This is a genomic window from Micromonospora sp. NPDC048843, assembly GCF_040649965.1.
In the GTDB taxonomy this organism is placed as follows: domain Bacteria; phylum Actinomycetota; class Actinomycetes; order Mycobacteriales; family Micromonosporaceae; genus Micromonospora; species Micromonospora hortensis.
The window spans coordinates 27,328-47,802 of sequence record NZ_JBEZGJ010000036.1; the positions used below are offsets into that span (position 1 = coordinate 27,328).

23 protein-coding genes and 1 pseudogene are annotated in these 20,475 nt (G+C 67.4%); 16 read left to right on the top strand and 8 right to left on the bottom strand.

Annotation, left to right across the window (positions count from 1 at the left end):
- Positions 1-9 precede the first annotated feature (9 nt).
- Both AB0C20_RS11825 and AB0C20_RS11830 read right to left on the bottom strand, forming a co-directional pair.
- Entirely contained in the window at positions 10-759 is a 750-nt protein-coding gene (locus AB0C20_RS11825) for an alpha/beta hydrolase (RefSeq protein WP_357567896.1), read from the bottom strand.
- 495 nt (positions 760-1,254) lie between these two features.
- Positions 1,255-3,042, bottom strand: coding sequence for a glycoside hydrolase family 15 protein (locus AB0C20_RS11830; RefSeq protein ID WP_357567892.1), 1,788 nt, complete (start codon positions 3,040-3,042; stop codon positions 1,255-1,257).
- Between the two features lie 243 nt (positions 3,043-3,285).
- Between AB0C20_RS11830 and AB0C20_RS11835 the strand changes: the two genes are divergently transcribed.
- On the top strand, positions 3,286-4,521 hold the full coding sequence (locus tag AB0C20_RS11835) for a low temperature requirement protein A (RefSeq protein ID WP_330438259.1): 1,236 nt from the start codon (positions 3,286-3,288) through the stop codon (positions 4,519-4,521).
- Positions 4,522-4,540: 19 nt separating this feature from the next.
- On the opposite strand, the gene AB0C20_RS11840 is transcribed toward AB0C20_RS11835, so the two are convergent.
- Positions 4,541-5,149, bottom strand: a complete 609-nt coding sequence (locus AB0C20_RS11840) for a TetR/AcrR family transcriptional regulator (protein WP_330438258.1) — start codon at positions 5,147-5,149, stop codon at positions 4,541-4,543.
- Between the two features lie 326 nt (positions 5,150-5,475).
- Between AB0C20_RS11840 and AB0C20_RS11845 the strand changes: the two genes are divergently transcribed.
- From AB0C20_RS11845 to AB0C20_RS11860, 4 genes are all read left to right on the top strand, one after another.
- On the top strand, positions 5,476-6,036 hold the full coding sequence (locus AB0C20_RS11845) for a hypothetical protein (RefSeq protein ID WP_330438257.1): 561 nt from the start codon (positions 5,476-5,478) through the stop codon (positions 6,034-6,036).
- A 1-nt stretch (position 6,037) separates the two neighbouring features.
- Positions 6,038-7,459, top strand: coding sequence for an NAD(P)/FAD-dependent oxidoreductase (locus tag AB0C20_RS11850; RefSeq protein ID WP_330438256.1), 1,422 nt, complete (start codon positions 6,038-6,040; stop codon positions 7,457-7,459).
- A 108-nt stretch (positions 7,460-7,567) separates the two neighbouring features.
- Positions 7,568-7,873 (top strand): hypothetical protein, encoded by a 306-nt coding sequence (locus AB0C20_RS11855; protein WP_330438255.1) that lies wholly within the window; start codon positions 7,568-7,570, stop codon positions 7,871-7,873.
- A gap of 504 nt (positions 7,874-8,377) precedes the next feature.
- Positions 8,378-8,941, top strand: a complete 564-nt coding sequence (locus AB0C20_RS11860) for a hypothetical protein (protein WP_330438254.1) — start codon at positions 8,378-8,380, stop codon at positions 8,939-8,941.
- A 123-nt stretch (positions 8,942-9,064) separates the two neighbouring features.
- On the opposite strand, the gene AB0C20_RS11865 is transcribed toward AB0C20_RS11860, so the two are convergent.
- On the bottom strand, positions 9,065-9,610 hold the full coding sequence (locus AB0C20_RS11865) for a helix-turn-helix domain-containing protein (RefSeq protein WP_330438253.1): 546 nt from the start codon (positions 9,608-9,610) through the stop codon (positions 9,065-9,067).
- A gap of 3 nt (positions 9,611-9,613) precedes the next feature.
- Between AB0C20_RS11865 and AB0C20_RS11870 the strand changes: the two genes are divergently transcribed.
- The 6 genes from AB0C20_RS11870 (at position 9,614) to AB0C20_RS11895 (ending at position 13,502) form a co-directional block, all read left to right on the top strand.
- Positions 9,614-10,549 carry an SDR family oxidoreductase gene (locus AB0C20_RS11870; RefSeq protein ID WP_357567893.1) on the top strand — a complete coding sequence of 312 codons (936 nt, stop codon included), beginning with the start codon at positions 9,614-9,616 and terminating at the stop codon, positions 10,547-10,549.
- A 275-nt stretch (positions 10,550-10,824) separates the two neighbouring features.
- The gene (locus tag AB0C20_RS11875; RefSeq protein ID WP_330438250.1) at positions 10,825-11,064 is read left to right on the top strand and encodes a hypothetical protein; all 240 of its coding nucleotides are present in this window, start codon (positions 10,825-10,827) and stop codon (positions 11,062-11,064) included.
- A gap of 153 nt (positions 11,065-11,217) precedes the next feature.
- Entirely contained in the window at positions 11,218-11,544 is a 327-nt protein-coding gene (locus tag AB0C20_RS11880; RefSeq protein ID WP_330438249.1) for an SDR family NAD(P)-dependent oxidoreductase, read from the top strand.
- A gap of 163 nt (positions 11,545-11,707) precedes the next feature.
- A complete protein-coding gene (locus tag AB0C20_RS11885; RefSeq protein ID WP_330438248.1) occupies positions 11,708-12,067 on the top strand; it encodes a hypothetical protein in 360 nt (119 codons plus the stop codon).
- On the top strand, positions 12,030-12,866 hold the full coding sequence (locus AB0C20_RS11890) for an alpha/beta hydrolase (RefSeq protein WP_330438247.1): 837 nt from the start codon (positions 12,030-12,032) through the stop codon (positions 12,864-12,866). Before AB0C20_RS11885 ends, AB0C20_RS11890 begins: the two co-directional genes overlap by 38 nt.
- Before the next feature lie 75 nt (positions 12,867-12,941).
- Positions 12,942-13,502, top strand: a complete 561-nt coding sequence (locus AB0C20_RS11895) for a VOC family protein (protein WP_330438246.1) — start codon at positions 12,942-12,944, stop codon at positions 13,500-13,502.
- 450 nt (positions 13,503-13,952) lie between these two features.
- Here the strand turns inward: AB0C20_RS11895 and AB0C20_RS11900 are convergent.
- The 3 genes and pseudogenes from AB0C20_RS11900 to AB0C20_RS11910 all read right to left on the bottom strand — a co-directional run.
- A pseudogene (locus AB0C20_RS11900) lies at positions 13,953-14,075 on the bottom strand (IS5/IS1182 family transposase); the annotation flags it as partial.
- A 67-nt stretch (positions 14,076-14,142) separates the two neighbouring features.
- Positions 14,143-14,268 (bottom strand): hypothetical protein, encoded by a 126-nt coding sequence (locus tag AB0C20_RS11905; protein ID WP_330438245.1) that lies wholly within the window; start codon positions 14,266-14,268, stop codon positions 14,143-14,145.
- A 132-nt stretch (positions 14,269-14,400) separates the two neighbouring features.
- Positions 14,401-14,964, bottom strand: coding sequence for a TetR/AcrR family transcriptional regulator (locus AB0C20_RS11910; RefSeq protein ID WP_330438244.1), 564 nt, complete (start codon positions 14,962-14,964; stop codon positions 14,401-14,403).
- A 130-nt stretch (positions 14,965-15,094) separates the two neighbouring features.
- On the opposite strand from AB0C20_RS11910, the gene AB0C20_RS11915 reads away from it, so the two are divergent.
- The 5 genes from AB0C20_RS11915 to AB0C20_RS11935 all read left to right on the top strand — a co-directional run bounded on the left by AB0C20_RS11915 (position 15,095) and on the right by AB0C20_RS11935 (position 19,876).
- On the top strand, positions 15,095-15,820 hold the full coding sequence (locus AB0C20_RS11915) for an SDR family oxidoreductase (protein WP_330438243.1): 726 nt from the start codon (positions 15,095-15,097) through the stop codon (positions 15,818-15,820).
- Between the two features lie 58 nt (positions 15,821-15,878).
- Positions 15,879-16,943 carry an aldo/keto reductase gene (locus tag AB0C20_RS11920; protein WP_330438242.1) on the top strand — a complete coding sequence of 355 codons (1,065 nt, stop codon included), beginning with the start codon at positions 15,879-15,881 and terminating at the stop codon, positions 16,941-16,943.
- A 143-nt stretch (positions 16,944-17,086) separates the two neighbouring features.
- Complete coding sequence (locus tag AB0C20_RS11925; RefSeq protein ID WP_357567897.1) at positions 17,087-17,932, top strand: acyltransferase domain-containing protein; 846 nt, start codon at positions 17,087-17,089, stop codon at positions 17,930-17,932.
- A 581-nt stretch (positions 17,933-18,513) separates the two neighbouring features.
- Entirely contained in the window at positions 18,514-18,816 is a 303-nt protein-coding gene (locus AB0C20_RS11930; protein ID WP_330438241.1) for a hypothetical protein, read from the top strand.
- Positions 18,806-19,876, top strand: a complete 1,071-nt coding sequence (locus AB0C20_RS11935) for a site-specific integrase (protein WP_357567894.1) — start codon at positions 18,806-18,808, stop codon at positions 19,874-19,876. The genes AB0C20_RS11930 and AB0C20_RS11935 overlap by 11 nt, the downstream gene beginning before the upstream one ends.
- 126 nt (positions 19,877-20,002) lie before the next feature.
- Here AB0C20_RS11935 and AB0C20_RS11940 read toward each other — a convergent pair whose 3' ends face one another.
- Positions 20,003-20,416, bottom strand: coding sequence for an Imm1 family immunity protein (locus tag AB0C20_RS11940; RefSeq protein WP_357567895.1), 414 nt, complete (start codon positions 20,414-20,416; stop codon positions 20,003-20,005).
- Between the last annotated feature and the right edge of the window lie 59 nt (positions 20,417-20,475).

Here is a 20,475-nt window from a genome sequence, read left to right on the forward strand (position 1 = left end):
GCCATAGTGCTACTGGGCGGTGGCGCGGGCGGCTGTGTCGATGAGGTCGGCGACCGGGCCGGGTTGAGAGACTGCCACGGCGTGGGACGCGTCGATCTCGACCGTCGTCGACCCGGCCCGCTTGGCCAGGAAGCGCTGCAGGTCCGGCGGAATGCCCTTGTCCTGGGTGGTGATCAGGGTCCAGGACGGGATGGTCTTCCAGGCAGCCTTGGTCACGCTCTCGGTCTGGGCGGCTTCAGTGGGTGGCCGCTGCGTTACCGCCATCAGCTCAGCGGCGTCGGGGTCGACGTCGGCGGCGAACACCGCCGGGAACTGGTTCTGGTGGATGTACTGCGCCATGGTCGTGCCGCCGTCGTCGAGAGGGGTCGGCACCATCTTGACGGACGTGAGGAGCGCACTTCCCGGGAACTTGGTGATCAAGTCGGCCACGCTCTCGCCGACGTCCGGGCTCACGCTGGCGACGTACACCAGAGCCTTGACGTTGGGGGCGCCATCCGCAGCCTCGGTCATCACACATCCGCCGTACGAATGAGCCGCCATCACGACCGGGCCGGACACCGAGTCCACAACAGCTCGAGCGTAAGCAGCGTCCTTTTGCACGCCGCGGAGCGGGTTTGCGACGGCAATGACCGGGTAGCCTCGACGTTTGAGATTGGCGATCACCCCGTTCCAACTCGATGAGTCGGCGAAAGCGCCGTGGACGAGTACGACGGTGGGCATTCCTGCGTCCTGGGCAGGCTTGTCAGAAGCGGCATTCATCCGGCGGTTCCTTTCAAAGGGCCCCACTATCCACTGAGGGTGGGTAGCGCAGGCTGGACGACGAGGATGTCCGGCGACGTCCCTGCTGGCAGCCGTGTAACGGCCCGCGATTGCCGACGCGGGAGCGGTGCGCCACTATCCAGTATTCAAGGCTGGTTAGGATGCTGTCAGCAGAATCTGGAAAGCCGGGCCGTGTAGGTTCCGGCGGCAACCCAGGCCGTGCCACAGGACGACAACTGCCCCGCTCAATTAGGCATCGCTCACGGGGCAAGCGCACCGCTTATGGACCGCATTATTTGACCCCCGTGTTTAGCCAAGCGTCTGCACCACCATGTCGGCGATTTGCGGGCGTACCCGCTTGCTCCGGCTTCAACCGAGCGCGATCAGCTGGGTCAACCCGGGCGTTCGGGTGGTGGCGTGACTGCGGTCCTGCATCAGTCGCTGGTAAGCCTGGCCAGTGGCATCGTCGGTGCGGTGGTGTCGGCACGTCCGCCCTCAGGATTTGGCGCCGGACTCGACCTGATCGATGGCCCAGGCGGCGTTTATGAGACCGATGTGGGACAGCGCCTGGGGGAAATTCCCGATCAGGCTTTCGTCGCGGAGATCGATCTCCTCGGACAGCAGGCCAAGATCGTTTGCCCGGTCGGTGACGTTCTCGAAGATCTGCTTGGCCTCGTCGATCTCACCGGCCAGGGCCAGAGCCTGGACCAGCACGTACGAGCAGACGATGAAGGCGCCCTCCGATCCCGCCCCTGTCCAGCGCTGCATGAGGCCGTCTCGCCCCAGCTCACGCCTGATGGTGTCCAAGGTGGCGAGGACTCGACTGTCGTCGCCGGGGAGGAACCCGATGATCGACATGATGAGCACCCCGGCGTCGAGGTGGTCGGACCCGAACGCGCCGGTGAACGTCCCGGCCGAGGTGCTCCAGCCGTCGGTGAGAATCGCCGCGTGGATCTCCTTCATGGCCTGCGACCAGTGCGGGACCTGCGCCTGCGCGCCCAGGGTTCCTGCCAGCTTGACGGCCCGGTCCAGGGCTACCCAGCACATCAGCTTCGCCGTCAGGTAGTGCCGGTGCCCCTCGCGTCCTTCCCAGATGCCGGCGTCGGGCTCCCGCCACGTGGCGGCGGCCCGGTCGGCCAGCGACCGCAGCAGGTCCGTCGCGGCGGGCGACAGGTCCGTGAGTTCGTCCCGCAGGACCCAGGCGCACTCCAGGATCTCGCCGAGGACATCGAGTTGCTTCTGCTGCCAGGCGTCGTTGCCGATCCGTACCGGTCGGCTGCCCTGGTAGCCATCGAGGTGCTCCAGGGTGTGTTCGGTCAGGTCCCGCTCGCCACCCGCCCCCAACATGATCGGCACGTGATCCTCCGCGTCCACCGATCCTAAGGAGGCGGCCATCCAGTCGAAGAAGCGGTGTGCCTCGTCGGGACAGGCGGCGACCCACAGCGCCTTGAGGGTGAAGCTGCCGTCGCGCAGCCAGCCGAACCGGTAGTCCCAGTTCGCCTCGCCGCCGACGTCTTCCGGCAGCGAGGTGGTGGCTGCCGCGATCACCGCCCCGGTCGGCTGGTACGTCAACGACTGAAGGACCAGGGCGCTGCGCCGGACCGCCTCCCGGTAGGCGCCCTGGTAGTCCTGGTGGATGCCGTCCCAGGACTGCCAGCCGGCGATGGTGTCCCGCAGTGCCGCGCGCCCGTCCAGCGGCACGGTCAGCGGGTCAGCCGCCCGACGGTGATGCAGCGAGAACACGGCGCTATCGCCTGCGGCGAGAGTGAATTGCCCGGTCACCAGTGAACCGTCGACGGCAAGATCACGATCAGCGGTCAGGACCAAGCGGTCGGCGCCCCCGGATATCTCTATCCCCATCGGCGTTTCGGCAACCATGGGGCTCACCAATCCGTACTCCGGCCGGGCCGCGATTTCGACCGCCACCTCCACCACGCCAGCGACCACCTCGACCTGCCGCAACAGGACGTGCGGGGACGTGTAGCCGATCCGGTGACCACGTTCCCCGGCACCGAGGCTGAGGGCGTCCGTCAACCTCAGCACGCCGCTTTGGGTTTGGAACTCCGTGCGGAGCACCATCGTGCCGTCAAGGTAGTGACGGGAGGTCGTGTACCGCCCGAGCGGTCGGATCGACCAGAAGCCGCCGGTAGCGCCGAGCAACTGCGCAAAGACGCTCGGCGCGTCGAACCGGGGCGGGCACCACCAGTCCACGGACCCGTCCGAGGAGACCAACGCCGCGCTGTGACAGTCGCCGAGAAGTGCGTAATCACTGATCTTCGCCACGCCCGGCGCGTACCCGCGGTGGTACTCCGTATGCCCGGCGTCGCGCGACGCGGGGTGGTGTCGGCTGAGGCGGCGTACTGACAAATGCGGTCGAGTAGGTGGTTATCTCGGACGTGGAGGGTCTTCGGTCGCTTCAATGAGGTGGCTTCGGGTGCCCACCAGGTGTCCCTGCGGTGATGGGGGCCGACGCAACCCTCTGGCGGGCGGCTCGTTGGTGCGGCAAGGGGCGGACGGAGGCGGATTATGGCGGCGGGGCGGGGTGCCGAGCTGCTGCGTCCTGCCACGAGTTCGGGTCGGGCGACGTTCCTGGAGCTCTTCTTTGATCTGGCGTTCGTTGTTGCTCTTACTCGGGTGTCGCAGCGGTTCGCCGACGTGGGTGATGACACGGGCTGGGTGTTGGTCGGGGGGGTTGGTCGTACCCTGTTGCTGTTCTTGGCACTGTGGTTGATTTGGTCGCATACCACCTGGATCACCAGTCGGTATGAACCAGAGCAGCCGATCATCCAGGCCGTCGTGGTCGGCACCATGTTCGCCGGCCTGATCATGGCGGTGACGTTGCCGCGCGCCATGGAGGAGCGTGCGTTGCCGTTCGCGGTGGCGTACCTGGTGGTGATGGTGGTGCGGCCGCTGGTGATCGCCGCCGCGCTGCGTGGCCACCCGCGGCGGTTGGTGCCGTTCCGGCTTGCCGGGTGGGCTTTGGTGAGCGCGCCTCTGTGGCTGGCCGGCGCGTTGGGTCCGGACCGTCTTCGTCTGCCGTTGTGGGCTGCCGCCCTCGCCGTCGACTATCTCGCCTGGGGCCTGGGCTGGCCGCTGCCGTGGCTCGGGGTCTCGAAGGTGTCCCACTGGCGGATCGCGGGGACTCACCTCGCCGACCGTTACCAGCAGATGTTTCTCATCGCCCTCGGTGAGTCGATTCTGGTCATCGGCGCGGTTTTCAGCGGCGCGGACTATTCCGCCGAGCGCGCATGCGCCTTCGCGGTCGCGTTCGCCACCAGCGCGCTGCTCTGGCGAATCTACTTCTACCGCGCGGGTCTGCTGCTGAGTGATGCGTTGGCCCGGGCGGTGATGCCTGGGCGCTTGGGTACGGCGTCGGAACGGACGCATCTGCTGATCGTGCTCAGCGTGCTCGTCACGGCGGTCGGCTACGAGTTGGTGATCGATGATCCGTATGGGCCGTCGCAGCCGAGTTGGCTTCTGTTCGTGGTGGGCGGTCCGGTGTTGTTTCTCGTCGCTCGCATACGGCTGGACTATGAGATCTTCGGTCGGCTTTCCTGGTCCCGGGTGATTGGCTTGGTCGTCCTGTTGCTGTTCACGCCGCTGTTGGCGCGGTGGGCGCCGATGGTCGGGCTGAGTGTGGTGGCCGCCGTGCTGGCCCTGGTCGCGCTCCTCGACGCGTTGCGAAGCCGGGGACGGCCGCTGGAGGTCGCGTCCTCGCCGGTCGGGCGGGCGACGGCCGGCGATCCCGACGCGGAAGCCTGACCGCGCGCGGCCACGTGGACTAGCCTGCGGATTCGGTCGGCTGGCGCTCGGCAGTGATTCGGAGAAGTCCTTCGACGCCGTGGAGGAAGGTCTCGGACACCTTCGCGGGGTCGAAGAGGCACCCGGCTGCCATGGCACCGTCGCGGAGCATGACGAAGTGACGCGCGGCGGACTCTGCCGTCTCCTCCTGGACCTGCGCCATCAGCGTGGTGAGCGTGTCCAGGAACCATTGCCGGTGGGCGATGATCTCCTGACGCACGGGATGTTCCGTGTCGGGATACTCCGCCGCAGCGTTCAGAAACGCGCATCCACGGAACCCCGGGGACTGGATGCTCTCCGCGATGGAGTCGGCAATGGCCAGGAGTGGGGCGACCGGCCGTGAATTGGTGGTGATGACCGTGTCGACCGCGCCGCGATCCATCTCATGGACTTCACGCAGGTAGGCGAGGATGAGATCGTCCTTGCTGGGGAAATGCCGGTAGAAGGTGGCCCGGGTCACCTTCGCCTCGGCGATGATCCGATCTACGCCGACGGAATGGATGCCCTCCGAGTAGAAGATCCTGGTTGCCGTGGTGAGGAGCCGTTGGCGCGCCTCGGAGGGGCGGGCACCGGGTGCGGTGGGCGTCATATCGTCATCGTAGCGGATAGAACGTTCGGTCTAAGGGGCGCGAGCGGCCGCAGGCTCGACAGCACCAGTCGATGGCGACGGGTGGGAAGCGACGCCGGGGCAGGTTGATCGTGCCGGCCCTCGCCGCCAGCGCCGGCGGCGAGGGCGCGTGTGATGCGGCGATCAACTCGGTCGGCTGGCCGCCAGCGGGGGCGTTGCGTGCAGCAGCCGAGCAGGGCCACCGGAGTGGACAGAACGTTCGGTCTTGACGATACGGGTTGCGCCTGTCATGCTAGACAAGACAGAACGATCGGTCTCTTCAACCCCCTCCGTTGAAAGGGTCACCCGTGACCACCATTGCTGCTTCGCCCGGTATTTCCCAGACGGCTTCCGCGCTCCGGCGGCTGTACTTCGTCCGCTTCGCGTTCGCCATCGTCTGGGCTGGCGTGACGATCGCTACCGCTAAGGAGATCGGTCCGCTCGCGGTGGCGCTGTTCGTGCTCTACCCGTTGTTCGACGTGGGTGCCGCCATCTACGACCTCCGTGCGTCGCGGGGCACGGGCTCGCCGACCCTGCTGTACGTGAACATCGCGGTAAGCCTGGTCACGGCGGTCGGCGTGGGTGTCGCCGGGGCGTCCGGTATTCCCGCTGTCCTGCGGGTGTGGGGCGCTTGGGCGGTCGTCGCTGGTCTGGTTCAGTTGATCGTGGGGGTCACTCGTCGAAAGATGGGCGGACAGTGGCCGATGATCATCAGTGGCGGCATCTCCATTCTGGCCGGTGGGTCCTTCATCGCCGGTGCCTCCGCGGACAACCCGTCGCTGACCAACGCTGCCGGCTACGCCATTCCCGGTGCCATCTTCTTCCTCATCGCCGCCATCCGCCTCGGCCGCGCCGCGAAGGGCAACTGACATGACCACAACCGAGTACGACGTCATCGTGATTGGTGCCGGTCCGGTCGGTGAGAACGTGGCCGATCGGGTCGTGCAGGGCGGGCTGACCGCCGCGATCGTTGAGCGGGAGTTGGTCGGTGGTGAGTGCTCGTACTGGGCGTGCATGCCGACCAAGGCGTTGCTGCGCAGCGCGTCGGCGTTGCGGGCGGCTCGTCATCTGCCCGGTGCGCGGGAGGCGGTGACGGGCGACCTGGACGTCGCGGCGGTGCTTGGCCGGCGGGACTCCTTCGCGTCGCACTGGCAGGACGACGGGCAGGTGTCCTGGCTCGAGTCGGCTGGCATCGCGCTGCACCGCGGTCAGGGGCGGATCAGTTCCGCCCGGGTCGTCGAGGTGACCGGCGTCGACGGTGTCACCACGACGCTGACCGCCCGGCACGCCGTGGTCGTCGCGACCGGAAGCAGCGCTCTGTTGCCGGATATCCCGGGGCTGCGGGAAGCCCTGCCCTGGTCCAGCCGCGAGGCGGCTTCGGCCCGGCCGGTTCCCCGTCGGCTCGCAATCATCGGTGGTGGTGTGGTGGCGGCCGAGATGGCGACCGCGTTCGCCGCTCTGGGATCGTCGGTGACGGTGCTGGCCCGTGACGGTGTGCTGCCGTCGGCGGAGCCGTTCGCCGGTGAACTGGTCACTGAGTCGTTGCGCGAGGCCGGTGTGTCGGTACGCCTCGGCGCGGAGGCCGTCGCCGTCAACCGCGACGACAGCGGAACCGTCCACATCAGGACCGCCTCCGGCGAGCGGGTCGAGGCCGACGAGGTGTTGGTGGCGATCGGTCGTACACCGAACACCCAGGACATCGGCCTCGACCGGGTCGGGCTGGCGCCGGGTGCCTGGCTGGCGGTCGATGACACTCTGCGCGTCGTCGGCGGCGGCGAGTGGCTCTATGCGGCGGGCGATGTAAACCGGCGGGTGCTGCTGACCCATCAGGGCAAATACCAGGCGCGGGCGGTGGGCGACGTGATCGTGGCCCGGGCGAAGGGCGAGAAGGTCGAGGACGGCCGGTGGGGCCGGCACGCGGCGACGGCCGATGAGCGAGCGGTGCCGCAGGTGATCTTCACCGACCCAGAGATCGCGTCGGTCGGGCTGACCGCGGCTGCGGCCGAGGCAGCTGGGCTACGGATCCGGGTCGTGGACTACGACCTCGGGGCCGTCGCCGGAGCTTCCCTGCACGCCGATGGCTACAAGGGACACGCCCGCATGGTCGTCGACGAGGACCGGAAGGTGATCATCGGCCTCACCCTCGCCGGCCCGGACGTCGCGGAACTCATCCACGCCGCGACCATCGCCATCGTCGGCGAGGTCCCGCTGGACCGGCTGTGGCACGCGGTTCCGGCCTACCCGACCGTCAGCGAGGTGTGGCTGCGGCTGTTGGAGACCTACGGCCGCTGAACTCCGGAGGCGAGCCACTGAGCTGGCTCCTGAATAGCTGCCGTTACCGGCAAAAAAGAACGTTCGGTATTCCCAATCCAGGTTTCTTTCCACTTCGAGGAGAGTCCCTTGCCCACCAAGATCACTATCGTCATCGATAACCCTGCAAGCCCCGACGACTTCGAGCGGGCCTACGCGGACGTGAAGGCTGCCGCAGCGAAGTTCCCGAAGCTGCGGCGACTCGAGTCTGCGAAAGTGTGGCCGAAGGAGGATGGCACCGCTACCCCCGCGTACCGGACGCTCGACCTCTACTTCGACAGCTACGAGGACGCCTCCGCAGCGGTCGCGACGACCTTTGCCGCTGATGTCTTCGGCACCCTCGTGGGGACGCAGGTCACGTTCAAGGGGCTGTTCTCGGACATCGAGCAGGCTTAAGGATTACAAGCTCCCCGGGCGTAGGCAGAAACGACGCCTACGCCCGGGGTTCCTCAGCCGACGTCGGCCTCACCGCCGGCACCCGCCGGCAGACCCCGGGACTCGCCGGCAGCGGCACTGCCGCGCGCATTCCGAACATCAGCTGAGGTTGCGGCAACCACGATCAGTTTCCCCCGGCGGCGGCGGTCGGGGAGGGGAGGGGAGTGGCTAGCGATCCCTATCCCCCGGAGTCTCTCCCGCGAGGAGCGGGACGGTCGCATGATGAGTAGATGACGTTCCTTGTCACCGGCGCGACCGGTACCGTCGGCGGTCATCTGGTTGACGAAGGCAGGTTGCCGTCCGCCTCCCTTCGGGCGTGACAGGCCGCAGGACCTACCCCGAGCGACGACCTGGAGGTGCTGACACGCCCACCCGCACGTCCACTCGGGGCGTGGCTCGCTGACACCGCCAAGTGTGTGCCTGAAAGCAGTCCTGATCGTCCGAGAAGTTCCTGAAAGGGCCATCGTGAGTTCCGTTGCTGCTTCGCCTGGCCATTCGGGGACCGCTTCCGCCCTGCGGCGGCTGTATTTCGTCCGCTTCGTGTTCGCCGTCGTCTGGGCGCTCATCCTGTTCACGACCGCCAAGGACATCGGCCCGCTCGCCGCCATCCTGCTCGTGCTGTACCCGTTGTTCGACGTGGGTGCCGCCATCTACGACCTCCGCTCGTCGCGGAAGGCCGATTCACCGGCCCTGCTGTACGTGAACATCGCGGTCAGCCTCATCGCCGCCGTCGGCGTGGGTGTCGCCGCCGCGTCCGGCATTCCGGCGGTCCTGCGGGTGTGGGGCGCGTGGGCGATCGTGGCCGGCCTGGTTCAGCTCATGGTGAGTGTCACCCGCCGCAAGGTGGGCGGCCATCTGCCAGTGATCATCAGCGGCGGCCTCTCGGTGCTGGTGGGTGCGGCATTCATCTCGCTTGCCGGCGCCGACAACCCGACGCTGGCCTACGTGGCGGGCTATGCCATCGCGGGTGGCGTCTTCTTCCTCGTCTCGGCGTTGTGGCTCAACCGCACGGTGGCGAAAGGGAACTGACGCGGACGCGAAATGCGTTCCTGCATCCCCGACTGAGGCGTCGCCGCATTGCCGCACATTGCGGCAGCTCCGCGGCCGGCGCGCACCACCACCCCGGGCTGACCGACCTCGTGGCTCGGATCTTCAGGGTTGGAGCGTGCGCAGCATCAGTGCGAGATAGCGCTGGGAAGCCGTCGCAGCGTCGGGCCCAGCGGCCAGGACGACGCCGTGGTGGGCGGCGATCAGCAGCCGGAAGTCGGCGACGGTCAGGTCGGCGCGGACGGTGCCCATCGCCTGTGCCTGCTGCAGCAGCCGGGCGATGACCCGTTCGGTCTCCTGTCGTTCGTGGTCGAGCCCGCGTCCGGTGACCACCGCCTCGACGTAGGCCCTGGTGAAACCTCTGTCCTGCAACTGGTATGCGCAGAGTGTGCGAATCAGTTCCCGCAGCGCACGCGCCGGATCCGGGTCGCGCAGGGCTTCGGCGTGCATGGCCGCGCAATCGTTCCATTGGTCGGCGTAAGCGTCGGTGATAAGGCGGTCCCGGGTGGGAAAACGCCGGTAGACGGTGGCGACGGACACATCGGCGCTGCGGGCGATCCGAGCCACCGTGACGTCCTCGCCCTTCTCGGCGAAGGCGCGCCGTGCCGCGGCCAGGATTCGGTGTCGCTTCTCCTCGGCGTCCCAGCGCATCAAATGAGCGTACGCGCGGACGTTTCTCCGCTTGAGGAAGTGCAACAACCGTACGCCGCAATTCCTCAGTCCTTTGCCGGGCGCACGACGAGGGTCGGACCGTGGTTCCTGCACCGACACGCAAACGAAGGGGAGATCATGGAAACACTGGACGGCACCACAAGCCTCGTCACCGGCGCGAGCCGGGGCATCGGTCGGGCGATTGCCCAGCGGCTCGCCGCGGCTGGGTCGCTGGTGGTAGTGCACTACGGCACGAGCGAGTCAGCCGCGCAAGAGACCGTCGCGCAGATCACCGAGGCGGGCGGCGCGGCGTTCGCGGTCGGCGCGCAGCTCGGCGTGGCGGGTGACGCCGATCGGCTCTGGGCTGGCGTGGAGGCCGGGTTGGCCGAACGCGGCGCGCGTCGCGGCATCGACGTGCTGGTGAACAACGCGGCGATCGGCGGGGCCACGCCGACGCTGGCCACCGCACGGCCGGATGACTTCGACGAGTTGTTCGCGATTAACGTGAAAGCGCCGTTCTTTGTGGTCCAGCGTGGCCTGAACCTACTCCGCGACGGTGGCCGGATCGTCAATGTCTCGTCCGTCGCCACCCGAGTCGCGATACCCGGCACTCTTGCGTATGCCATGACGAAGGGCGCGATCAACACGTTCAGCGTCACGCTGGCACAGGAACTGGGCGGTCGGGGTATCACGGTGAACGCGGTGATGCCCGGGACCACCGCCACCGAGAACAACGTGGCCTGGTTCGACGCCCAACCGGCGATGCGCGAGGTCGTCACCGGGCTCTCGGCCCTACGTCGTGTCGGAGAGCCGGCGGATGTCGCGGACGTTGTCGCCTTCCTTGCCTCTCCAGCCGGGCGATGGGTGACCGGCCAGGTGATCGACGCCTCCGGTGGGACGCATCTCGGCCTCTCCGTCGACCAGGGCCCGCCGGAGTAGATGCGACCGGTTTCGCCTGCCGCTGGTCGATCAGACGGAGACCGCGGTGACCAGCTTACCGGCGGTGTGCCGGTCTCTACGGCCGCGATCTTCATGTCAAGTCTCTTTTGTGTTTTTTATAGCTCACAGGGGAGGGCGTTCTGCTTTGTCTTGGGCTTGTCGGTAGTCCGGGGAAACCTGCGACCGTGGTGATGACAGTGCTGGCCCAGTCGTACAGTCGCCGCGCTGATGGGTGAACTGTGCCGTCGATCCGTGGACCACGCGCATGTTCGGCTTTGACCCAGAGCGCGGGAGCGCTTCTTGAGAAACGTCACGACGACCTGTCGGGTGGGGTCGAGTTCTGGTTCGTGCGGCCGGACCACATCGACGACGTACTCCGGGTGAACATCAAGCCCAACGGCGGACTCATCGGCGACGCCCAAGCCTCGCTGATAGTCGCCACCGACGCCGACTTCAGCAGTGGCACGCTGCGAAGCCTCGTAGAAAGCGCCGCCCTTGACCTTGGCATGCCTTGATGCGATAGGTCACATGGAACGTCGAGGACCCCCGCTCCGCGCCACGAGGATGGCATCACGGGACCTGACCAGTTACGTGCCCGGAGCTTACCTGGTCGCGGTAGCTTGGTCTCAGACGCGTAAGGACTTGTCGATCATGGCCGATGACGGTTCGTGGCGGCGACCGCTTTGCATCGTCTGAAAAAACTCGGAGAGGAGGTATTGAAGACTTGGCTCATCACAGGCTGCTCGAGCGGCTTCGGCCGGCGGCTCGCGCTCGCTGGAGCACAGCGCGGAGATCAGGTCATCGCGACGGCCCACGATGACAAGACGATCGAGGAAATCGCCGAGCCTCTCGGTGGCCGGATGATCACTTTGCCACTGGACGTGACCGGTGCGGCGGCTGCCAAGGTGGCGGTCGCAACGGCGGTCGAGACCTTCGGCGGGTTTGACGTGCTCGTGAACAAGGCCGGCGACGGCCTGTTCGGCGCGATCGAGTAAGGCACGCCCGAGGAATATCGGCCGATGTTCGAGGCGGACGTCTTCGGTCTTCTGGCGCCGGCATCGTTCGGCGGCGGAGGACGTTATTACAGCGCCGCCAAATTCGCCGCGGAAGGGGATACCCGAAGCGCTCGCCGACGGGCTGAAACTGTTCGGCATACGCGTGCTGATCGTCGAGCCCGGGCCGTTCCGCACCGATTTCCTTGGCCGTTCGATCACGATGGCGGACAACGTTATGCCGGAATGCGCCGCGGGCTCGCGCAAGCACTATCGGGCGGTCGACGCCGATGAAGCCCCGCTTTATCTGCGGCTCGGCCCGATCGCGCACTCGGTCGCTGAGCGAAGCTGGCTGGCTTTCCGCAGCGATATCGACGCCTGGTGCGACATCATGATTGCCACCGATTTCGACCAGCCCCTGAGCGCTGGCGGCGAGCTCTGTGTGAACGTCAACATTTCTCGACTGGAAAGCGATCATGATCGCAACTTTGAAGGGGTTCACCCAGCAACTGGTGCCGGTGAATGACATCAAGATCAACGCCGTCACGGGAGGTTCGGGCCCGCCGATCCTTCTGTCTCACGGCTGGCCGGAAACGTGGTGGGGATGGCACAAAGTGATGCCGCTGCTGGCCGAGCATTTCAGCGTGGTGGCCATCGATCTGCGCGGCGCGGGCTTCTCCGACTGCCCGCTCGACGGCTATGACAAGGCGACGATGGCGCGCGACGCGCACCAAGTCATGGTTGCCCTTGGGCATGAGCGCTACGCCGTGTGCGGACATGACTTCGGCGGAATGGTCGCCCTGTCGCAGGCCGTCATCTATCGAGAGGCTGTTACCCACCTGGCCGTCCTCGACGCTCCGCTCCCCGGCTGGACCGGATGGGAGGCGGCGATCGCAAGACTCTGGCACTTCAGCTTCCACATGAACCGGGATCTACCCGAGCGCCTGATCCATGGCCGTGAATATGACTATATTTCGACCTTCATGTCTGAGCGGTTCTACGATCACAGCACCTTCGATCCGGCGGACATCGACGTCTACGCGAAAGCGATGGCGCTTCCTGGCCGCACCCGCGGCGGCATGGAATGGTATCGGACCCTCACCGTCGACCATGCGGCCGCGCTCGAGTACAAGAAGCAACCGCTCGAGATGCCGGTGCTAGGTCTGGGCGGGGATCAGCGCTTCGGTGCACAGATGGTGCCGATGCTCAGAGAGTTCGCCAGCACTGTGACGGGCGGCTCGATTGCGCGGTGCAGCCACTTTGTCGCGGACGAGAGGCCGGATGAAGTCGCGGCCGCTCTGATCGAGTTCCTCAAGGCCAAGTGAAACTCTGCGACCGGCGCCGTCGTGGGGCCGGGCGGGCAGCGACACCGGGGGCAAGTTGGGACAACACCTGTACTGATGGCGCTCGATAAGGAAGGAAAAACCGTCATGACCGCACCTGTCATTCGCGGCGTTAATCATATCGGCATCACGGTGCCCGACATCGAAGCCGCAAAATCGTTCTTCATCGAAGCTTTCGGCGCCCAGGTGATCTATCAGTCCTTCGGACCGGATGATCCGCCTCGGCAGGGACCCGAATTCGAGCGGGCCGTTGGCGCTTTCCCGGGAACGGTCGTGCGCGCGCAGGCGATGGTCAAGATCGGAAACGGACCCGATTTCGAACTCTTCGAAATGCACGGTCCCGAACAAGCCCAGCCGATCCGGGCGAGCGACTTCGGCATCACGCACTTCGGTCTCTACACCGACGACATCGACGCATCGGTTGAGCGCTTCGAAAGGGCCGGAGGCACGCCACTCACCGCGCCTCGCGCTATTCCCTATACAACCGAAGAAGGTCCTGGAAACAAGGTCTGCTACTGCCGCATGCCCTGGGGCACGACGATGGAATTCATCACCACTCCGGACCGTATGCCCTATCATGACCAGACGGATGTGCGCAGATGGCAGGACGAGGACTGAGCAGGGCGCGAAAAGGGATCCGCATCAGTCAAGTCACGGCGATGCTGACACTGTCGTAAGATTTGACGAGTGCGCAGCCGCGACGGCTGCCATGACGGATAGACCGCGCCGGCCGTCAGCCCATCCGGGCAAGCTTGGCCTTCGTCAGCGCGTGCCGCTATGCGCTGCGAGCCGCGAAGTTCGTACGACTACGGGTGCGCGTGAACCGTCGAGAGTATCGGGGCGGACAGCGAGAACGCTGACGCCAGCCGCATCATGTCGGCAATTGGCTGATCCGCCTCTATCGGTGAAGAGTTCCCGATGTCGCGCAGCGTCGAGGCCGTGTGGTTGATCCCGCCTGGGTGACATAGGCCTTAATAGTGCTTTGTTACAGAGCGTTTCACATTGCTGGCAGTCGGGTGTGCTGAAGGTGCGGCGTTGTTGGCGGGTGGCGGGTTCGCCTCGGGCTGTTAGACGGCGGAGCATGCCGCCGAGGGCGGCCCACCGGATCATGGCCTCGGAGGTGCTGGGGTAGGTCTCGTAATCGCGGGCCAGGCGGCGGTGGTCGGTGATCCAGGCCAGGGCTCGCTCCACTCGGGACGTCGGTCGGCCCGAACGTGGTCTCCCCAAGGGTGTGGTCGAAGGGGAGGGCGGTTGATCGTCAGAGGCCGTCCGCGAGGTGTGCCGGCTGCTGATGGACGCTGCAGAGCCGGCCCTCGGCGTTGACTGCCGGGGCCTCGCGCAGCCAGCCGAGTTCGTCGGAGTAGAGGGCCACGGGTGGTTCCATCGGCGGATGGCCACGTCGCCGAGGTCGGCGTCGTACTCGCCGGGCGGGTGTGACGGCGATCCAAATCTGGTCGCCGAGCAGCGTCGGCGAGGTTGGCGTAGGCGTCGAATGGGTTCTCACCAACACCCCTTCTCAGCAGGACCTGAGTCCGTCGACGACGATGGTTAGCATGCGGTCGAGCTGGGCGCGCTGGTCGGCCCCACCCGCAACGGACAGCACACCGGCGAGGATGCCGCCGACGTCGACCGGATCGATGTCGCTGCGCAGTTCCCCCGCTTCGGCGCCGGCCGCGAGCACCATTCCCAGAACCTGCTGGACCTCGTCGCACACCGGTCCGGTGCCGAAACGGTTGGAAGCGCTCATGGCGACCAGGGCCTCGCAGATGCCGCGCCGTTCGCCCGCCCACTCGGCGAAGCGGCGCATCCAGGCGTGCAGAGCCTGGGCGGGCTGCTCGGTGGCCAGCAATGCTCGCGCATCCTCGCGTAGCGGGCGGATCTGGTCCCGGTAGACCTCTTCCACCAGATCTTCCCGGGTGGGGAAGTGGCGGTAGAGGGTGGCATTGCCCACACCCGCGCGTTTGGCGATCGCGTCCAGCGAGATCGCCCGCCCGGAGGCGAAGGCTTCGGCGGCGGTAGCGATCAGGTGTGCGCGGTTGCGCTGGGCATCTGCGCGCAGGGCGGTCGGTCGAGGAGTCATGGGCCCTCACAGTTGCTGGTTCGGCTCGCGGCGGGAGTGAATCGGGGACTTCCCCGGTTAGTGTACGGTGGTCTAAGCGGGGACCTCCCCGCTAACTGGCGACAACCGTCCTCTCGACGAAAGGCAAGCCATGCCCGCAGCGCTCATCACCGGAGGCACGACCGGAATCGGCAGGGCGACTGCCGAACTGCTGCACGCCCGTGGCTACCAGGTCGCGGTCACCGGACAGAACCCCGAATCCCTCGCGCGAGCGAGGCGGGAGCTACCCGACGACGTCCTCGTCGTCCGTGCCGACGCCCGCGTCCTAGCCGACACCGACGCTCTCATGACAACGGTGTCCGACCGTCTCGGGCATCTCGACCTGCTGTTCCTCAACGCCGGGATCTTCCGCCCCGCACCGGTGGCCGGCGTGACGGAGGAATCGTTCGACGAACAGGCCGACGTCAACTTCAAGGGCCAGTACTTCACCCTCCAGAAGGCTCTGCCGCTCATGAACGACGGCGGATCGATCGTCCTCACCGTGGGCATCGCAGCCCATCGCGGTAGCCCCGGCGCGACGGTGGGAGCAGCGACCCGCGGAGCTCTCCTGGCGATGCTCCCCTCGCTCGCGCTCGAACTGGCTCCGCGCAGGATCCGAGTCAACGCCGTGAGTCCCGGGGCGACCGACACGCCGCTGCTCGACAAGCTGGGAGTCCCCCAGAGCGGCCGGGATGCCATGCGCGCGAACATTCCGTTCGAGCGGTTCGGGTCCAGCCAGGAGGTTGCGGAGGTCGTCGCCTTCCTGGCCTCGGCGGCGGCCGGCTACGTCACCGGTCAGGACATCGTCGTGGCCGGTGGCCACGGACTCGGTTCCTGACACCCGGCGCACTGCACATCTCCCTGAACGTCCGGAACCACAACCACAGGAGAAGACCATGGCACTCACCCTTGACACCTACCGGCAACTGGGGCGCTCCGGCCTGCGGGTCTCGCCGCTCGCGCTGGGCGCGGCCACCTTTGGCAACGAATGGGGCTGGGGGGCGGAGCGGGACGAAGCGCGGAAGTTGTTCGACCTCTACGTCGAGCGCGGCGGGAACTTCATCGACACGGCGGTCACCTATACCAACGGCACGTCGGAGCGCATGCTCGGTGAGTTCGCCCAGGACCAGCGCGACAGCCTCGTGCTGGCCACGAAGTACACGACCCTGCGTCGGCCGGACGACCCCAACTCCGGGGGCGCGAGCCGCAAGAGCCTGTTCGGGGCGGTCGAAACCAGCCTGCGACAGTTGAACACCGACTACATCGACCTGCTTTACCTCCATGTGTGGGACCCCACCACGCCGGTGGAGGAGATCCTTCGCGGACTGGACGACCTGGTCCGGCAGGGCAAGATCCTGTACGTGGCCATCTCCAACACCCCTGCCTGGCAGATCTCGCGCATGCAGACGATCGCCGATCTGCGGGGCTGGTCGCCGCTGGTGGCGCTGCAGTTGGAGTACAACCTGGTGGAGCGGACCGGTGAGCGTGACCTCATCCCGATGGCGCAGGAGTTGGGGCTGGGCACCGTCCTGTGGTCGCCGCTGGCGGGAGGTGTGCTCACCGGCAAGTACAGCCGTGAGGACCTGGCCACCCCGCCGAACACCGACAGCGGAAGCGTCCGGAAGAGCTTCAACGTGGCCCTCGGGGGAGTGACCGAGCGCAGCCTGGCCATCGTGGACGTGGTCAAGGAGGTCGCCGATGAGCTGGGCCGCACGCCGGCTCAGGTCGGGCTCGCCTGGACCCTGCAGAACCCCGGGGTGACAGCGCCGGTCATCGGGGCCCGGACCACCGAGCAACTGCGGGAGAACCTGGGAGCCCTGGAGGTCGACCTCAGCCCGTCGCACCTGGCCCGTCTGAACGAGGTCAGCGCCATCGACCTCGGCTTCCCCCACGCGATGCTCGCCAGTGACCACATCCGCGCGCAGACCCGCGGCGATCTGAAGATCCAGGCCCGCCGCTGACCGGGCGCCGAGCGTCCGGGGCGGCGGTCCTCCTGTCCCCGGACGCTCGGCTGGGCCGGCCGGCTGCTCAGCCGAGCATCTGCCGCGAACCCGGATCTCGCGCGGCGCGTTCCCACCCAGGGCCTCCATGGAGTGGCGCCGGGATCCGCACCTCGTGGTTGCGGGTCAGCCACGCCTTCCACTCGGCGCTGGTCGAGCCTGCCCTGGACGAACTACGCGCCGTCGCCGACGGGCTGCGGTTCGCCCCGCCCACCCGCACCGTCGTCTCCGACGTCACCGGCGCCGTCGCCACAGCGGCTGAGCTGACGTCGCTGGACTACTGGGTGCGCCACGCGCGGGAGGCCGTCCGGTTCCGCGACGGCGTCCGCACCGCGCTGGACCGCGGCGTCGACACGTTCGCCGAGCTGGGCGGCACCGGTGCGCTCATTGCGATGGTGCACCAGTGCACGGACGAGACTCCCATGGCGACCGTGTCACTGCTCGGTCGCCCAGCGGACGACGGCGGACCGGGGGAGCCGACCAGGTACGCGACGGCACTGGCCCGGCTGCAGGTCACCGGCCACGTCCCGCCGCCCGCCGTACCGAACGCGGAGCCCGCGGACCTGCCCACGTTTCCGTTCCGCCGGGCCCGATCCTGGCGGGCCGCACCGGTCGCGGCACCGGGAGCGCACCCGGTACTGGCGGTCGAGCTCCCGGTGGCGAGCACCGGTGACCTGCTGCTCCACGGGACTCTGTCGGTGGCCGCACAGCCGTGGCTGGCCGACCACGTCGTCGCGGGCCGGGTGGTGGTGCCCGGCGCGGCGATGCTGGAGACCGTCGCTTACGCCGCTGGCCGCCCAACCCCGCGGGCTGGCCCCGGTGTGGCGCCAGGTATCAGCCACGATGTCCACGTCCGGGGTGCTACTACGCCACACGCCCGTGGTGGAGGCGTCGCCGACTTCTTCGAGATGCTGGACGAAGCTGGCGTTCCCGAAATTATCCAGCGATAAATTTCTCCACTTGGGAGCGCCTGAGTGGACCGAAGGACGCCGCTACATGGGCGTGGAACTACTGGTCAAAGCTCGCCCCAGCCCAGCCCAGCCCAGCCCAGCCCAGTCCAGCCCAGCCCAGCCCAGCCCAGCCCAGTCCAGCCCGACCGACACAACACCGCCCAGGCCGACCCACCCGAATCGACGCATAGCATCAGACCGGATTCCGATGGTCGTCTCCTACACCACCAACGCGGACGTGACCGAGTCTTGGGCAGGAACCTGGTCCGCTCATTCATACCTTCCCGGCCCTCTGTTGTTGCGCGTGATCTTGATGTCAGCAGCGGCCGGTGAAGGGCCAGTAGGAGGCGGCCGAACGGATCGTGCCTCGTCACGTATTGCCTGAATGTGATTGTTCGGTCATGACACAACTTATCCGACCGAAGGAACATCTCGTCGGTCCACTCGTACCTGCTGCCCTGCCCGCGCGTCCGGGTCCAAGCCCGATGCCGATGCCCGCTCTACCTGCCCGAGTCTGTCCGTCGGCGATCACGGACGCGCCCCTGTTGCTGTGGATGGCTCTTCCGGCACGCTGTGGCCGGGTGAGCGCGCAGCACCTCCTGCGAGCGCTGGGTTGGCCCCCGCACCACCGCCTCGACGTTCAGACGCGCCACGGCATGCTCGTCATCTGCTCGGCCAGCGACGGCCTCCACCGGGTGGGCAGCCGAGGTGACCTACCCTTGCCGGCGAATGCCCGGCACATGTGCCGCATAGAGCCCGGCCAACCCGTGCTGCTCGCCGCCATCGTCACGCACGACCTACTCGTTGTGCATTCCGTCAGCACCGTCGTACGCCTGCTCGCCGACCTGCACACTCACCTGGCGGGAGTCGGCAATGACCGCTGACCCCGCCGCCGTCGCTGCCGCACGACAGGTTCTGGCTCACCTGGGCGTCACGCTGACCGACCTGCAATCGCATCCCGCGACGCCGTCCGTTGTGCCGACGGTCGCCGAGTACCTGCCCCGTGTTGTCGCCGCTGCCGGGCCTGGAGCACGCCGCACCTACGGCACCTACTGGGAGCGGATGGCCGCCGCGTGGCCCGAGTGGCCCGTGGACTCCGTCACCGCCAGTGATGTCGAGGCTCTGAAACAGGCGATGATCGCCAGCGCCGCGTCGCGGCGCAACAGCCGCAACGGCCGGCACGCTGGTGAGCACCTCATCGCCGCCGCCCGCGCGTTCTACCGACGTGCCATCGCCGACGGGCTGATCGACGCCGCCGCCAGCCCCGCGCACCGCGTCGCGAAACCCCGACGCTTACCCGGCACCCGCCGCGCCTTGACCGCATACGAGTTGGAGGAGATCAACGCGATGGCGCGCACCAGCGGAAACGACGTCATCCTCGACGCGCTGCTCCTGCGCCTGCACACCGAGACCGCGTGCCGCCGCGGCGGCGCCCTGGCCCTACGGCTGGTCGACCTCGATACCACCAACGGGCTCGTCCGCCTCATCGAGAAAGGACCCACTGTCCGCTGGCAGCCCGTCACCCTCGATCTCGCCGGACACCTGCGAGAGCACGCCGACGCCCGCGGCGCGGTCCTGCCGACCGATCCGCTCCTGCGCGCACGCAACGGCCAACCGATCACCAGCCGCCGCTACGACCACCTGTGGAAGCGCTTAGGTGAGCGCCTGCCCTGGGTAGCCGTGCATGGCATCTCGACCCACTGGCTGCGGCACACCACGCTGACCTGGGTCGAACGGCACTTCGGCTACGGCATCGCCCGCGCCTACGCCGGCCACACCGACAGCCCCGGTTCCTCCACCACCACCTACATCAAGGCCGACCTCCATGATGTCGCCAACGCGCTGTCCGCCATGACCGGCCAACCCCATCCGCTGGCCCGTCTGACAGATCACGCCGAGCGGTGCTCGCAGACGAACTGCGCCGTCTCACCTACAACCGAGTAAAAGATGGGGAGCCGCGTGCGGTGCTCCGGGTGAGGCCGCTCCGCGGTCACCGCACGCGGCGAGGCCCCTGCGAGCCGCGCCCTACCCCGGCTGCGGCACTTGCCTCATGAGCCGTCCACGCTCGAGCTATTCGACAGTTTCCCAGGCCAGCGCCTGGGGTCGTTGCCCGTCGTCAGTGAGGAACTGTCGTGCGGCTTGCCGGGCGGTCGCGTTGGTGACGCGGGTACGGTCGGGCCAGGCGTCGGTGGGCGTGCCGGCGTAGTCGAAGGTGAACGCGGGCCCCGGTTCAAGGTCTGGCTCGTATCCCCAAGCGCTGCTGCCGTCAACGGCGACGTGATAGACGAACGACCGTTCAGCGTGCCCGACGCAGATGTCGAGCATGACAGGGAACTCGCCGCCGCTAGAAGCAATGAGCGTGACGCAGCAGGGCAGCTGCTCAGCGTGGGCGTGACTGATCGTGTCCAGTGCGGCGTCGAGTTCGGCAACGGTGCTGACCGATGCCGCGCCGTCGCCGCGTCCCCAGGTGATGTCGACGCTCATCGCCGGATCCCTTCTCCTGTTCCGACGTACAGCTTATGGAGCCACGTGCGGTCGCCGTC